Here is a 14,133-nt window from a genome sequence, read left to right as displayed (position 1 = left end):
AGCAGGCCAAATGGCTGCGAAAGAAGTAAAATTTGCGTCGGATGCGCGTGATCGCATGCTCCGCGGCGTGGATACGCTTGCGAATGCGGTCAAGGTAACTCTCGGCCCCAAGGGCCGCAATGTGGTGATCGAGAAGAGCTTCGGCGCGCCGCGCATCACCAAGGACGGCGTGACTGTCGCCAAGGAAATCGAACTCAAGGACAAGTTCGAAAACATGGGCGCACAGATGCTACGCGAAGTCGCCAGCAAGCAGAACGACAAGGCGGGCGATGGCACCACGACTGCCACCGTTCTCGCGCAGGCCATCGTCCGCGAAGGTGCCAAGGCCGTTGCTGCCGGCATGAACCCGATAGACCTCAAGCGCGGCATCGACCTTGCCGTCGGCACCGTAGTCAAGGACCTCGAAAGCCATGCCAAGAAGGTGTCCGCCAACAGCGAAATCGCACAGGTCGCGACCATTTCCGCCAATGGCGACGAAACCGTCGGTCGCTTCCTTGCCGAAGCCATGGACAAAGTCGGCAATGAAGGCGTGATCACGGTCGAGGAAGCCAAGAGCCTCGAAACCGAGCTCGAAACGGTCGAGGGCATGCAGTTCGATCGCGGCTATCTCTCGCCCTACTTCGTGACCAACACCGAAAAGCTGAAGGTGGAACTCGAGGATCCCTACATCCTCATCCATGAGAAGAAGCTGTCGAACCTGCAAGCGCTGATCCCGCTGCTCGAACAGGTCGTGCAGTCTGGCAAGCCGTTGCTGATCATCGCGGAGGATGTCGAGGGCGAAGCCCTGGCAACCCTGGTGGTGAACAAGCTTCGTGGCGGCCTCAAGGTCGCGGCGGTCAAGGCACCCGGCTTCGGCGATCGCCGCAAGGCCATGCTGGAGGATGTTGCTATCCTCACCGCCGGCAATGTGGTCAGCGAGGAACTTGGCACCAAGCTGGAAAATGTCACGATCGGCATGCTCGGCCGGGCCAAGAAGGTCATTATCGACAAGGACAACACGACAATCGTCGATGGTGCCGGCAACAAGGCGGACATCGACGCCCGGGTCAGCCAGATCCGCGCCCAGATCGAGACCACGACCAGCGACTACGACCGTGAAAAACTTCAGGAACGCGTGGCCAAGCTGGCTGGCGGGGTGGCCGTCATCCGCGTCGGCGGGGCCACCGAAGTCGAGGTCAAGGAGCGCAAGGACCGGGTCGACGACGCGCTGCATGCAACTCGTGCGGCTGTCGAAGAGGGCATCCTTCCGGGCGGCGGTATAGCCCTGCTCCGGGCGCTCAAGTCGCTCGATGGCCTCAAGGCCGCCAATGACGACCAGCAGTCTGGCATCGACATCGTGCGCCGCGCCCTGCGCGCTCCGGCTCGCCAAATAGCCGAGAACGCGGGTGAGGACGGTGCCTATATCGTCGGCAAGCTGCTTGAAGGCGACGACTACAACCACGGCTTCAACGCCGCGACCGGCGAATATGAAGACCTGGTGAAGTCGGGTGTCATCGATCCGGCGAAGGTGGTGCGCACTGCGCTGCAGGACGCGGCTTCGGTTGCCTCGCTGCTGATCACCACCGAGGCGCTGGTGGCCGAACTGCCCAAGGAAGACACGCCCGCACCGATGCCGGCGATGGACTTCTAACAAGGTTAGGAGAGCGCGGAATTAAGCTGCGCTCTCCCAACCTCCACGCACGGCTGGCGGCAGTGCTGCCTGGCGTCTCCACACGCCCTCTTGTGCAAGGCAGTCTCCGAAAATGGCGATGTCAGAAAAATCGGTCGAATGAGAGAGGAGGAGATAATGACCGACAGGTATCTGGACTATCTTTCACGCGAACATGCGCGGCTCGAGAACGAAATCCAGCTGGAAAGCAAACGGCCCCGGCCTAACGAAGTTCTGATTGCCCGCCTGAAGAAGCTCAAGCTGGCGCTCAAGGACCAGATGCGAAGCTGGGCTTCCGATCACGCGAGCAGCGATCGGCTGACCGCGTAAACGGAGCAGAACCAAACATATTCTCTCTTAGAAGAAGGCCAGGCGCACCTCTATCGGTGCGCTTGGCTTTCTCTTGCAAGATACTGAAAACACGTAGATAAAAAAATCTATTCGGTCTTGAAACCAATTGCGAGTTTCCTAATTTCGTTAATACCGGATGCCATAGCGGGTCCGGTTGGACATTAGGGCGTCAGCTCTTTCGTTCGCTGACGCTTCTCGTGCCCAGATTGCTCAACAAGGAGGATTTGGAAATGAGAACTGCATTTGATTTGACCCCCTATCGTCGCTCGACGGTCGGATTCGACCGGCTCTTCGATGCGCTCGAGAACAGCTTCCGCGCTGAGACGCAGGATAGCTACCCGCCCTTCGATATCGTCCGCACCGGCGAGGACAGCTACCGGATCACTCTAGCGGTTGCCGGCTTCCGCCCGGACGAAATTGACGTCACTGCACAGCAGAACCAGCTCGTCATCTCTGCTCAGAAGGAGGAGAAGGACGAAGACGATGTCGAATTCGTTCACCGCGGGATCGCTGCCCGCGCGTTCGAGCGCCGGTTCCAGCTGGCCGACTATGTCGAAGTGCGCGATGCGGACTATGAGCACGGCATGCTGACGATATCGCTCCAGCGAATCGTTCCGGAATCGCTCAAGCCGCGCAAGATCGCCATCGGCAGCCGCGAGCATGTCAATGACGACACGCCGCAGCTGACCGGAGACAAGGCGGCTTAAGCCTCAATCATCGGGCGAATCCTCGGTGGGGTGGGTGCAATCGCACCTGCCCCGCTTGATGGAGTTTTGCCCAAACCAGTCGGATATAAGGAGGGCTGTCGAGATGGCTATTCGCGATCTCATTCCCTGGAAAAGCCAGGGCCAAGACATCGCTCCCCGGCAGGAGGAGCGGGTCGATCATCCGGTGATGTCGCTTCATCGGGATATCAATCGCCTGTTCGACGACATGTTTCGCGGCTTTTCCATGCCCTCGCTGCCGTCCATCGGGCGCAGCATTGGCTGGCCGCGGGTCGAATTGTCGGAAAACGCCAAGGAAGTCCGGGTCACAGCCGAGTTGCCGGGCATGGAGGAAAAGGACATCGAGATCAGCCTGGACGATCACGAGCTGGTGATCCGGGGCGAAAAGAAGTCCGATACAAACGACGAGGAACGCGGCTATTCCGAACGCCGCTATGGCCGCTTCGAGCGGCGCATCGGCCTGCCTTCGCAGATCGACGAGGAGAAGGTCGAGGCGGCCTTCCGTAATGGTGTTCTGACCATTACGGTTCCGCGTACCGCAGAAGCGACAAAGGGACGCAAGACGTTCCCGATAAACGCCGGTTAATGGCAGCCATGAGGGCCGGTCTCACCAATGGGACCGGCCCTTCTTCGTGCATCAGCTTCCCGGCTCGAGTTCGAGCCTTACCGTTCGCTCTGCGCCGCCCCGCATCAGCGTGAGTACGACGCTTTGCCCGACCCGAAAGTCGTCAAGCCGAGCGAGCAGATCGCCGACTCTCGAAACGGGTTTGCCGTTCAAAGCGGTAACGATGTCCCCTGGAGCGACGCCGCGCCTCGTGCGCTGGGCAGCAACCAGACCGGCGCGATCCGCTGATGACCCGGGATCGACCCGCAGGACAAAAACCCCTTCGATCCCCGAAGCGCGCTTGAGCCGGTCGTTGATATCGTCATCGCTTTCAAGGCCAAGGCTGGGCCGCGTATAGCGCCCCTCAGAAATCAGTTGCGGCACAACCCGCATGACCGTGTCGACCGGTACGGCAAAACCGATGCCTGCCGATGCCCCAGAGGGACTGTAGATTGCGGTATTGATCCCGATCAGTCTGCCCGCTGAATCTAGCAGCGGACCGCCCGAATTGCCTGGGTTGATGGCCGCATCGGTCTGGATCAGGTTGCGAATGTCGGGGCCGTTCTCGTTAGGCAGCGAGCGATCCAGTGCCGAGACGATCCCTTTAGTCAGGGTCCAGTCTAGGCCGAACGGGTTTCCAATCGCGAAGACATTCTGCCCGACTTGCAGATCATTGCTCGTGCCTATGGGGACCCGAGCGGGCGCTGTGAAACCTGCACCGCCGATCTTCAAAACAGCAAGGTCGTGCTGTGGGCTCGTACCCACCAGTGTGGCGGAAAACTGGCGACCGTCAGCAAGCTGTATTTGCGCTTCTGATGCACCCTCGATGACATGATAATTGGTGAGGATATGGCCAGCCTCATCCCATACGAGGCCCGAACCCGACCCGCGCGGGACGCTGTAGACATTACGTGTCCAGAAATCGGCAACTCGCTGCCGTGTCGATATGAAGACGACGGACTCTCGGGCATTGCGGAACAGGTCAATATTGGCGCGTTCGTCTGCAGCTAGGTCTCCACGCGGAGTGACCATCCGTGGCTCGGCCACTGGAGCCGACTGGATGAAGATTAACGACACTGTTGCAGCTAAGAGGAGCCCATTCATTATGATCAAACCCACTATCCATGGACGCGAATTTGGCGTTGCCTTCGTCAACGATCTTCTCATCACAGATAAATAGCGCCGGTTATGTCAGGATCAACGGAACGCCGCTTCATTCTTCGATCGACAGCGGTATCGACAAATTTCAATCCACCACCGGTCACTGAAACCAATTTGGCCTTTGAACGCTGGGTTTATCGAAGGGAATTTTCGATGGCAGCGCGCGCATATTGGCAGGGGCAGATCAGGCTAGCCCTCGTCTCCATCCCGGTGGAAATCTACTCCGCGTCCAAGTCCGGCGCGAAGATCAGCTTCAACCAGATTCACGAACCCAGCGGCAAACGCATTTCCTATGAGAAGGTCGTGCCCGGCATCGGCCCGGTGGACCGGGACGAGATCATCAAGGGCTACGAGATCTCCAAGGGCGAATACGTCCTGCTGGAAGACGAGGAGATCGAGGCGGTAAAGATCGAGAGCCGCAAGACGCTGGAGCTCGTCCAGTTCGTTGAATCCTGCGAGATCGACCCGCTCTATTTCGAGAAACCCTATTACGTCGTGCCGAAGGATGACCTGGCGGAAGAAGCTTTCATTGTGCTGCGCGAGGCCTTGCGCAAAGCAAAAAAGGTGGCGCTGGGACAATTATCGGTGCGCGGATCGGAGAAACTCGTGGCTCTGAAGCCCTGCGGCAAGGGCCTGCTGCTGGAAACGCTCCGCTACGCGGACGAAGTGCGCAAGGGGCAGACCTTTTTCGACGAGATCGACGAGGCCAAGCCGAAGAAGGAACTGCTCGACCTCGCCACAACCCTGATCGAGGACAAGAGCGCGCCCTTCGACGCCAGCGAGTTCGAGGACCGCTATGTCGATGCGCTGAAGAAGCTGATCGACAAGAAGGCCAAGTCGAAGAGCAATAAGGCGGTTATCGAGAATGTCGACGCGCCCGAAGGCAGCGAGGGTGGCAATGTGATCGACCTGATGGCCGCGTTGAAGAAGTCGGTGGGTGAAAAGCCCGCGGCGAAGAAATCGGGGTCCACGCGCAAGAAGAGCGCGTGACATGGCGCGCCGGAATGACCCGCTCGCCATATACAATTCCAAGCGCGATTTCGCAAAAACGCCCGAACCCTCCGGCAAGGCGGAAAGCAGTGCGGGCGGCGACCTCTTCATAGTCCAGAAGCACGACGCCACGCGGCTGCACTGGGACTTGCGACTGGAAGTGGATGGCGTGCTGAAAAGCTGGGCGGTCACCAAGGGGCCCTCTCCCGATCCGGACATCAAGCGCCTGGCCGTGCGGACGGAAGACCACCCGGTGTCCTACGCCGAATTCGAAGGGACCATCCCGAAGGGCGAGTACGGCGGCGGCACGGTAATGCTGTGGGACCGTGGCAGCTGGGCCCCAATCGAGGGCAAGAGCGCGAAAGACCTGGAGAAGGGCCACCTCCATTTCATCCTGCAGGGCGGGCGAATGCAGGGCGAGTGGTTGTTGATAAGGCTGAAGAAAAAGCCGGGAGAAAAGCGGGAGAACTGGCTCCTGCGCAAATTGCAGGACGAGCATGCCGAAGAAGGCGACGTGCTGGTGGAGCGCGAGCTGACGAGCGTGCTGACCGGCCGCTCCATGGCGGAAATCGCCGCGGACAAGAAAGGCGAATACCCGCTGGCCGGCAAGAAGGACGAGGCTTTTCTGGCGCAAATGGAGAAGGCCTCCGCCCGCAACGAGGCCAAGGCCAAGCAGAGAAAACGTCGCAAGGCAGCGCCCCTGCCGAAGTTTCGCCAACCGCAGCTCGCGACCCTGGTCGACGACGTGCCCGCCGGAAACGGCTGGATGCACGAGATCAAGTTCGATGGATACCGCGCTCTTGTCGCTGCGAAGGGCAATGACGTGCGTGTCTTTACCCGCAGCGGGAAGGACTGGACGGAGAAGTTCGGCCCGCTGGTAGGAGCGATTGCCGCGCTGGACTTGCCCGCCAGCCTGATCGACGGCGAGATCGTGGCGAGCGATGCCGATGGCAATCCCGATTTCTCCAAGCTGCAGCAGGTCCTGAAGCGTGGCCACGGCAGCCAGTCCAAGGCCGACCGGCTGGCCTTCCACGCCTTCGACCTGGTCGAGCTGGATGGCGAGGATCTCGCCAAGCTGCCCAATATCGAGCGCAAGGAGCGGCTTGAGGCAATGCTCGCCACGGCCGAACCGCCGATCCACGTCGCCGACCATGTGATCGGCGCGGGCGAGAAGCTGTACGAGGCGATGTGCGCCGCCGGGCAGGAAGGCATCATTTCCAAGAAAATCGACGCGCCCTATCGCCATTCGCGAAGCAAGGGCTGGGTAAAGGTCAAATGCACCCGGCGGCAAGAATTCGTGATCGTCGGCTGGAAGGCGTCCCGCGCCAAGGGCCGCCCATTCGCATCGCTGCTGATGGCGCAGAACGAAGACGGCGAGCTGGTCTACAAGGGCAACGTCGGCACGGGCTTCACGGCCGACGAGCTGGACATGCTGGCCGGAAAACTCAAACGGCTGGAGCGCAAGACGCCGCCGGTGGCGGTGGACGCAGCCAGCGCACGGCAAGTGACATGGGTGGCGCCGAAGCTGGTAGCCGAAATCGCGTTCGCCGAATTCACCGCGGACGGCAAGATCCGGCACGGCAGTTATCTGGGCCTGCGGTCGGACAAAGACGCGGACGATGTGAAGCCGGAAAAGGCGGCCCCCGCCCCTAAAACGGCAGCTAACGTCAAGATCTCCAGCCGCGACCGCGTGGTATTCCCCGATAGCGGGCAGACCAAGGGCGAACTTGCGGACTATTACGAGGCCGTCGCGGGTATCATGCTGCCCTTCGCCGCGCGCCGTCCCGTCAGCCTCGTGCGCTGTCCACAGGGACGGGCCAAGAAATGCTTCTTCCAGAAACACGATAGCGGCGCGTTCGGCGACGCGGTGCACCACGTGCCGATCATGGAGAAGGACGGCGGGACGAAGGGTTACCTCTATGTCGAGGATGCGCGCGGCATCCTGCAATGCGTGCAGATGGGCACGATCGAATTCCACGGCTGGGCCTCGCGCACCGACGATGTGGAATTGCCGGACCGGATGATCTTCGACCTCGACCCGGACGAGGGGCTGGACTTCGGCGACGTGAAGCAGGCGGCACGCGATATAAAGGCGCGGCTTTCCGATATCGGCCTCGTCAGCTTTGCGATGCTTTCGGGCGGGAAGGGCGTGCATGTCGTGGTACCATTGGCGCCCGGCCATTCATGGGACGCGCACAAGGACTTCGCTCGCCGTTTTGCCGAGGCGCTGTCGCTGGCAGAGCCGCAGCGCTTCACCGCCACGATGAGCAAGGCCAAGCGCAAAGGAAAGATCTTCATCGACTGGCTGCGCAACCAGCGCGGCAGCACCGCGGTTCTACCTTACTCCGCACGCGCCCGTCGCGGCGCACCCGTGGCGGTGCCAATAGGCTGGAACGAATTGAAGGATATGCAGAACGCCAAGTCCTTTAGCATTAACGACGCCAATCGCCTTCTCACACGAGCGGGCAGCAAGACGCTGGCTGGATGGGGCTTTGCGGATCAAGAGCTGCCGGATCACTGAAACGATGGGCTAATCAAACGTCCGCAGCTCATCATCCCGGTCTTAAAAGCAGATAGTCCGCTCCCGGCCCCGAAGCTGCCCATTGAGGTCTTTCGAATTATACGACTGGAATTGGGCCGGTTCCGGACTTGCCGGTTTGAACAAGAGCCACCGGGAAAGCGGCCTAAATGATATCAGCCCGCTCGACGTCGAGTAGAGATAGATGGCCCGCGAGTTGTCTCAAAGCGGCCTCAAGGGTTGTTCGTGGGGCCGTGCCGCCAAGCGAGACCCTCAGCGCTTGCGCGGCGACCTTGCCTACCGCGAACCTGTCGGATGGAATCGCTCCGACACCCGCGGCAGTAAGCTGCTGAGAGAGCATGGAAGCCGACGCTCCAGCTGGAAGCGAAAGCCAGAGATGGTAACCCTGAGGCTGGAGGCAGATTGAATGATCCTTCAGGATCTTGGCAGCAAGATCCGAACGCCATTCGGCTTCGCCCCGCACTGCCGACACCAAGCTGTCAAAGGCCCCCTCGCGCAACCACATTGCGACCATTGCCGCATTGAGCGGAGGTGGCATCACAGCGGTGTCATGCACCTCCGCCGTTAGCCGCAGTGCATCTGCCACGGTGGGCGCGCTGATGAAGGCAATCCGCAGAGCAGGTGAGATGATTTTGGACGTACTGAGGATGTGCCACGATTGCTGCGGAACAAGGCTGGAAATCGCCTGCAGCGGACTCTTTGGCAGAAGGCCATAGGCATCGTCCTCGATGATCTGCAGCTTGTATCGCTGAGCGACCTCAGCAATTCTCCGACGTTCCGAAAGCGGGATGGTGGTTGCCGTGGGATTGTCGTTGGTAGGAACGACATAGAGCGCCGCAATATCATTCTGCCGACAGGCAAGCTCCAGTGTATCGGCATTCATGGCCTGCAAGGGAACCAGTTCGACCCCCAGACGCAAAGCAATTGCGCGAAAGCCGGGGTAGACGAACTCTCCGCAGGCGACCCTGGCACCAGGAGCAAGTACCGCCCGCGATACGGCGAGCAGCGCATTCTGGCCGCCAGCCGCCGTGACTACCTGATCCATAGCCCGACCCGCGCCGCAAGGTCGGTTCCAGCCCGGATGATTGCCTGATCATTGCCAGCGGATTGATATTGGAGCAATGAGCCCGCGTTCTGGCCAAGAGCCAAATCGAAAGCTCTTTTCATCTCTTTCTGGAGAATCCCGTCCGATGGGACAGGCGGCGTATTCAATCCGGTATCCACTTGCGCGGCTGCGTAGATCGAATGCGTGGCCGTCTCCCGCACGAAGCTCCCGGCTTTCCCCCGACCATCGATCAACCCACGCTGACGAGCGATGTTATAGGCACGGGTAACGGTGGTCAGATCAAAGCCTAGAGTTTGCGCCAGTTCGCGCTGTGGAGGCAATCGCGCGCCAGGCTTCAGCTCGCCAGTCCCGATAGAATTCGTCAGTGATTCCGCGAGCGCAAGATACTTGGGGCCAGCTTTTCCGCTCAGATCAGGAACCCAGTTTGTCATTTCTGGAATCATCCTCCCGCTCGTGCATTTCCGCCCACAGTTTCTCTGTGCCGGCTTCGACAGCCTTGTTGACGAACTGCGAGGCCACAAGCCACCCCTTGATTGGACGCAACGGCAAAACGCAGCCAATCCCTAACAAGGGGAGGCCGATCACGAAAAGCACCAGAGTCGGGAGTTCGAGCGAGACCTGTAGCCAAACGATCACGGCAAGCAATGGGGGGGCGACGAAGCAGAGGGAAAAAAAGGCTGGCCCGTCGTCAGGAGATGCGAACCGATAGTCGAGACCACATTGCTCGCATTTGTCGGTGACCTTGAGCCACGAGCGAAACATGTCGCCTTTCCCGCAGCGAGGACACAACCCTTTCCAACCCTGACGTGACCCCCTGATTTTCCTCCAAGTTGGATTAGAGTCCGGCCCTGACAGAAGGACGGACGAGATGAAGAGAACGAGGTTTTCAGAAGAGCAGATCATCGGCGTGCTCAAGGAGGCGGAGGCGGGAGCGAAGACCGCCGACCTGGCCCGGCGACACGGGGTTTCGGAAGCGACGATCTACAACTGGAAGTCGAAGTATGGTGGGCTGGAGGTGTCTGATGCCCGGCGGCTCAAGGAGCTCGAGAGCGAGAACGCCAAGCTCAAGCGCCTGCTGGCCGACACGATGCTGGACAAAGCGGCGTTGAAGGATCTTCTGGCAAAAAAGTTCTGACGCCCGCCGCGCAGCGGGAAGCTGTCGCTCATCTTCAGGCATGCCACGGGATGAGCGAGCGGCGGGCGTGCCGTGTCATCGATGCCGATCGCAAGAGCGTGCGTTACCGTTCCACCCGGGGCGATGACGCCGATCTGCGTGAGAAGCTGCGCGAGCTGGCCAACCAGCGACGGCGGTTCGGCTATCGCCGTCTGCACATCCTGCTGCGCCGGGAGGGGATCATGATCAACCGGAAGAAGACCCAGAGGCTCTACAAGGAGGAAGGCTTGGCGGTGAGGCGTCGACGCAGTCGCAGGCGCGCAGTCGGCACGAGGGCACCTGCTCCGGTGCTCGCCTTACCGAACCAGCGCTGGAGCCTGGACTTCGTGCACGACCAGATGGCGTCGGGCAGGAGGTTCCGGGTGCTCAACGTGGTCGATGACGTGACAAGGGAGTGTCTGGCAGCGGTGCCGGACACGTCGATCTCTGGTCGCCGTGTCGTTCGAGAGCTGACCGAGCTGATCGCCCAGCGTGGCAAGCCCGGCATGATCGTCAGCGACAACGGAACCGAGCTCACCAGCAACGCCGTGCTGGCATGGTGCGGCGAGATCGGCGTCGAGTGGCATTATATCGCGCCCGGAAGGCCGATGCAGAATGGCTATGTCGAGAGCTTCAACGGTCGCATGCGGGACGAACTGCTCAACGAGACGCTGTTCATGAGCATGGCCCATGCCCGTGTCGAGATCGCCGCCTGGGTGGATGATTACAACCGGGAGCGACCGCACTCATCGCTTGGCTACGCAACACCGGCGGCGTTCGCCGCCGAACTGGATAAGCAATGGCCTGCTTCGCTACGCCCTACGGGCTCCACTACGCAGCCCATTGCTTCAATCGCGCTTATGCGCAAAACAACCGCCCGGCTCTAATCCCAGCTGGGGGAAAGCTGGGGGTCACGTCAACCCGCTTCGAAAATCCACGCTCGTTTGGTTCGCTCGGAAATCTTCACCACCATATTCCCTACATAAAATGTATTGATCCATACATACATAGCAACAAGATAGGCGAAAAGCTAATTTTTTGAGCTTTATGATTTCCCGTGAACCATACAAAATCTCCAAGGGGAGCGCGAGCTAGCCGTGACCGTTACCCTATGGGTCGCTCGGATCAATTTCCGGCATAAGATCGTGCCAGAAATTACCCAAATGGGTCGCCACAACGGTGACTGGCAATCGGCAGTCGTATCCAGCTATGTGGATCCCGGACAGCTGAGACCGGGGCGCGAAACTCCCTTCGCACTGAGCCGTGCGAATAACCGCTTTTGGGATCTCCCGGATAGTTTCGGAACGACGAGATTTGGGGCGCGAAGCAGACTTTCCCCCTTATGTCCGTCTTTGCGTTGCATTCCCGATCGAATCGTCAGGCACCTCTCGGGATGCTGCTGGCCGATTGACGAAGGAGCACGACATCTAAAAGGAAGGCACTCGGCTAAAGCCGGGATCTTTTCAGGTCTGTTCCGCTTGCTCAATTTAGCATGCACTCGAGCAAATCGCCGATTTGCTGCGCCGCTTCAAGCAAATGACCGTCATCGAAATGAGCATAGCGCGCGGTCGTCTGCACATTAGCATGACCGAGCAACCGTCCGATCATCGGCAAGGTTTCCTTGTTCATCGCTGCATGGCTAGCAAAGGTATGGCGCAAGTCGTGGATGCGAACGTCGGGTAGCCCTGCTTCGTCTCTGAGCCTGCGCCAGAAGCCATTCACGCATCGAAGCGGTTTGCGGTAGCGGTAGTTCCAGAATGGATATGGGATCCTCTCGAAGCGCGGAAGCGCGGCGATCACCTCGCGCGCTGCCGAGCCAAGCCAAACCGTTCGCGGCCCGGTTTTGCTATCGCGCAAGTGCAGCCGGTTGCCCTTGATGTCGGTCCATTCGAGCGTGAGGATTTCGCTCTTGCGACAACCAGTCAGCAACAGGAGCGTGATCGCTGCACCCGAACATTGCTTGGTGCGATCCTCTGATGCGCGCAGATTTGTCAGCTCGGCACCCAGACGGGCCAGTTCATCATTGGTAAGGAAGCGCTCGCACTGGCGCTTGCGGTTGGGCCGGACGGAGCGGCACGGATTGGTGTTCTCGAGCCGGTAGCCCCAGTCCTCTGCCTTGTTCAGCATATGCTTGAGGATTTCGAACGTACGGTTCGATGCTCCCGGTCCAGTCAGATTGTTGAGGTCCGCGAACCAGCTCGTGACATGGCCCTCGTTGAGTTCGTCGATGTAGACGCCGACAAAGGCATCATCGAGATAGCGGCGGCGGTAGCCGGTGTGCGTTTCCAGGGTCGATGCTTTCCAACGTGGCGCCCAGCGATCCCAATATTCGGTCACGAAATCGGCGAAGCTCGGCGCGGACCGGATGCGCTGGCGTTCGGTCGCCGGATCGCGACCGACCTGTGCATATGCGATGACGCGGCGCGCGACCATTTGGGCCTGATAGCGAGTTAGGACCGATGTAGGCCCGATTGTGACCGTGCGCATTCGGCCTGCCATGCGCGTCTGGACGATGTAGACGTTGCGGCCACTCGGATAGTGGCGAATGCCAAAACCGTGCTCGACACCAAGCCAGGTCGTGGTGCGCGCCTTGCCTTTGGGAACGAGCTTGAAGTTGACCGTTGCCCCGACCTCGGCAAGCGCCTCTTCGACGATCTTCTTGAGACTGGCGGCGGTCATGGCCTGAGGCCAATAGCTTGCGCCAGCGAGCCGGAAATCCGCTCGGCGGCTTCGCCGATCACATCATCGGACAGATGCGCATATTTGGCGGTCGTCTCAACCAGCTTGTGGCCCAGCAGCTTGCCGATGGTCGATAGCGGCACGTTTTCCATAATCGCTGTTGAAGCAAAGCTGTGGCGCAAATCATGGATACGAACGTCGGGCAATGCGCAGCGCCGCCGGAAAACGAACCACCACTGATCGAAGTTCACCGGACGCTTGCCGGTCTTGTTCGGGAATACCAGCTCGCTATCTTCGCGCCGCTCGATCACCGCAAGTACGTCCTGCGCCTGCGAATTGAGCCAGATCACCTTGGGACCGGTCTTGCTGTCTGGCAGCAGCAGTCGCGGTGGCTTCACCCACTCCCAGCGCAGATTCTTGATCTCGCCCACGCGCGCGCCGGTGAACAAGAGCAGGCGAGCGATTGCGACCTCTGCCGGTCGGTCTGCCTCAGCCTCTCGCAATGCCGCTCCGATCCGGCGATACTCGGCTGGCGTCAAATAGCGTTCGACGCTTTGCCGCTTGTAGCGCGGCATTCCTCGACAGGGGTTCGAACCTGGCCGACGCATCTTGAGCGCCTCGGCATATTTGAGCAGCGCGGACAGCACGGGCACGGCGCGGTTGAACTTCACCTCGCTCTCTCCCGCGCATCCATCGCGCCAGCGGTGGATGTCTGCTGGAAGGATGTCCGCCACGCGCGTGTCGCCAAACGTAGGCTTGATATCGAGCCGCCACGCATCCCAATTTCGTTTGGTGGTCGAGGGCTTCCAGACGCGGGATAGATCATCCCAATAAGCCTCGACGAAATCGGTCATCGTTGGGGTGGCCTTCACCACTGCGCGCTTGGGCAATCCGTCGAGCGCGGTTTCTGCAAGAATGCGGCGAGCCTGCGCCCTTGCCAGTCCCGCCTCAAGCTCGTCGGTCCGGCCAAGGGTGATGCGCCGATGCTTGCCGCGATGCCGCAAGCGAACGAACCAGAAGTAGTTCCCGCTCGGCCTTACGCGAAGACCGAAGCCTGCCAGCTCGGTGTCCCAGATGCAGTATTCGCGTTCGCGCTGCGGCAGTTTGCGGCGGGCAAAATTGCCATCGAGAAGCGCTCTACGGGCAGACCTTCGACGTTTGGGGACCATATGGCATTCGCCCTCATGCAAACTGCCCCCAGAACCCTTGGAATTACT

At 60.2% G+C, this 14,133-nt stretch carries 13 protein-coding genes; 7 read left to right on the top strand and 6 right to left on the bottom strand.

The window, feature by feature from the left end; all coding sequences use genetic code 11:
- The first annotated feature begins 10 nt into the window (after positions 1 to 10).
- From groL to EL2594_RS04090, 4 genes are all read left to right on the top strand, one after another.
- A complete protein-coding gene (groL, locus tag EL2594_RS04105) occupies positions 11 to 1,630 on the top strand; it encodes a chaperonin GroEL (RefSeq protein WP_011413797.1) in 1,620 nt (539 codons plus the stop codon).
- 156 nt (positions 1,631 to 1,786) lie between these two features.
- The gene (locus tag EL2594_RS04100; RefSeq protein WP_011413796.1) at positions 1,787 to 1,978 is read left to right on the top strand and encodes a DUF465 domain-containing protein; all 192 of its coding nucleotides are present in this window, start codon (positions 1,787 to 1,789) and stop codon (positions 1,976 to 1,978) included.
- Positions 1,979 to 2,229: 251 nt separating this feature from the next.
- On the top strand, positions 2,230 to 2,706 hold the full coding sequence (locus EL2594_RS04095; protein WP_196793222.1) for an Hsp20 family protein: 477 nt from the start codon (positions 2,230 to 2,232) through the stop codon (positions 2,704 to 2,706).
- A gap of 103 nt (positions 2,707 to 2,809) precedes the next feature.
- A complete protein-coding gene (locus EL2594_RS04090; protein ID WP_011413794.1) occupies positions 2,810 to 3,310 on the top strand; it encodes an Hsp20/alpha crystallin family protein in 501 nt (166 codons plus the stop codon).
- A gap of 51 nt (positions 3,311 to 3,361) precedes the next feature.
- Here the strand turns inward: EL2594_RS04090 and EL2594_RS04085 are convergent, their stop codons facing one another.
- Positions 3,362 to 4,432, bottom strand: coding sequence for a S1C family serine protease (locus EL2594_RS04085; protein WP_081432278.1), 1,071 nt, complete (start codon positions 4,430 to 4,432; stop codon positions 3,362 to 3,364).
- Positions 4,433 to 4,642: 210 nt separating this feature from the next.
- Here EL2594_RS04085 and EL2594_RS04080 point away from each other — a divergent pair, with 210 nt between their 5' ends.
- Positions 4,643 to 5,479: a Ku protein gene (locus tag EL2594_RS04080; protein ID WP_011413792.1), complete on the top strand. Its 837-nt coding sequence runs from the start codon at positions 4,643 to 4,645 to the stop codon at positions 5,477 to 5,479.
- A 1-nt stretch (position 5,480) separates the two neighbouring features.
- Positions 5,481 to 8,000 (top strand): DNA ligase D, encoded by a 2,520-nt coding sequence (ligD, locus tag EL2594_RS04075; protein WP_011413791.1) that lies wholly within the window; start codon positions 5,481 to 5,483, stop codon positions 7,998 to 8,000.
- Between the two features lie 163 nt (positions 8,001 to 8,163).
- Here the strand turns inward: ligD and EL2594_RS04070 are convergent, their stop codons facing one another.
- The 3 genes from EL2594_RS04070 to EL2594_RS04065 are packed head-to-tail and all read right to left on the bottom strand — an operon-like array spanning position 8,164 to position 9,846.
- Positions 8,164 to 9,063 carry a PLP-dependent aminotransferase family protein gene (locus tag EL2594_RS04070; RefSeq protein WP_011413790.1) on the bottom strand — a complete coding sequence of 300 codons (900 nt, stop codon included), beginning with the start codon at positions 9,061 to 9,063 and terminating at the stop codon, positions 8,164 to 8,166.
- A complete protein-coding gene (locus EL2594_RS14860; protein WP_011413789.1) occupies positions 9,051 to 9,515 on the bottom strand; it encodes a GntR family transcriptional regulator in 465 nt (154 codons plus the stop codon). Before EL2594_RS14860 ends, EL2594_RS04070 begins: the two co-directional genes overlap by 13 nt.
- Positions 9,496 to 9,846 carry a DUF983 domain-containing protein gene (locus EL2594_RS04065; protein WP_011413788.1) on the bottom strand — a complete coding sequence of 117 codons (351 nt, stop codon included), beginning with the start codon at positions 9,844 to 9,846 and terminating at the stop codon, positions 9,496 to 9,498. Before EL2594_RS04065 ends, EL2594_RS14860 begins: the two co-directional genes overlap by 20 nt.
- Positions 9,847 to 9,952: 106 nt before the next feature.
- On the opposite strand from EL2594_RS04065, the gene EL2594_RS04055 reads away from it, so the two are divergent.
- A protein-coding gene (locus EL2594_RS04055; RefSeq protein WP_155805911.1) for an IS3-like element ISEli1 family transposase occupies positions 9,953 to 11,124 on the top strand; the annotation gives its coding sequence in 2 pieces (ribosomal slippage) (positions 9,953 to 10,205 and positions 10,205 to 11,124; 1,173 coding nt in all).
- A 595-nt stretch (positions 11,125 to 11,719) separates the two neighbouring features.
- Here the strand turns inward: EL2594_RS04055 and EL2594_RS04050 are convergent.
- A complete protein-coding gene (locus tag EL2594_RS04050; protein WP_011413787.1) occupies positions 11,720 to 12,916 on the bottom strand; it encodes a tyrosine-type recombinase/integrase in 1,197 nt (398 codons plus the stop codon).
- Complete coding sequence (locus tag EL2594_RS04045; protein ID WP_011413786.1) at positions 12,913 to 14,085, bottom strand: site-specific integrase; 1,173 nt, start codon at positions 14,083 to 14,085, stop codon at positions 12,913 to 12,915. The genes EL2594_RS04050 and EL2594_RS04045 overlap by 4 nt, the downstream gene beginning before the upstream one ends.
- Positions 14,086 to 14,133: the final 48 nt, after the last annotated feature.

The sequence above is a fragment of the Erythrobacter litoralis HTCC2594 genome, from assembly GCF_000013005.1.
Classification (GTDB): domain Bacteria; phylum Pseudomonadota; class Alphaproteobacteria; order Sphingomonadales; family Sphingomonadaceae; genus Parerythrobacter; species Parerythrobacter litoralis_A.
The sequence above is the reverse complement of the archived record's forward strand: the minus strand, read 5'-3'. Positions and strand labels throughout refer to the sequence as shown.

What these genes read in the sequence shown, in the direction of transcription:
- EL2594_RS14860 (WP_011413789.1), bottom strand. Translation starts at nt 9,515, where the DNA reads ATGACAAACTGGGTTCCTGATCTGAGCGGAAAAGCTGGCCCCAAGTAT.
- EL2594_RS04090 (WP_011413794.1), top strand. Translation starts at nt 2,810, where the DNA reads ATGGCTATTCGCGATCTCATTCCCTGGAAAAGCCAGGGCCAAGACATC.
- EL2594_RS04050 (WP_011413787.1), bottom strand. Translation starts at nt 12,916, where the DNA reads ATGACCGCCGCCAGTCTCAAGAAGATCGTCGAAGAGGCGCTTGCCGAG.
- EL2594_RS04100 (WP_011413796.1), top strand. Translation starts at nt 1,787, where the DNA reads ATGACCGACAGGTATCTGGACTATCTTTCACGCGAACATGCGCGGCTC.
- EL2594_RS04070 (WP_011413790.1), bottom strand. Translation starts at nt 9,063, where the DNA reads ATGGATCAGGTAGTCACGGCGGCTGGCGGCCAGAATGCGCTGCTCGCC.
- EL2594_RS04045 (WP_011413786.1), bottom strand. Translation starts at nt 14,085, where the DNA reads ATGGTCCCCAAACGTCGAAGGTCTGCCCGTAGAGCGCTTCTCGATGGC.
- ligD (WP_011413791.1), top strand. Translation starts at nt 5,481, where the DNA reads ATGGCGCGCCGGAATGACCCGCTCGCCATATACAATTCCAAGCGCGAT.
- groL (WP_011413797.1), top strand. Translation starts at nt 11, where the DNA reads ATGGCTGCGAAAGAAGTAAAATTTGCGTCGGATGCGCGTGATCGCATG.
- EL2594_RS04085 (WP_081432278.1), bottom strand. Translation starts at nt 4,432, where the DNA reads ATGAATGGGCTCCTCTTAGCTGCAACAGTGTCGTTAATCTTCATCCAG.
- EL2594_RS04065 (WP_011413788.1), bottom strand. Translation starts at nt 9,846, where the DNA reads ATGTTTCGCTCGTGGCTCAAGGTCACCGACAAATGCGAGCAATGTGGT.
- EL2594_RS04080 (WP_011413792.1), top strand. Translation starts at nt 4,643, where the DNA reads ATGGCAGCGCGCGCATATTGGCAGGGGCAGATCAGGCTAGCCCTCGTC.
- EL2594_RS04095 (WP_196793222.1), top strand. Translation starts at nt 2,230, where the DNA reads ATGAGAACTGCATTTGATTTGACCCCCTATCGTCGCTCGACGGTCGGA.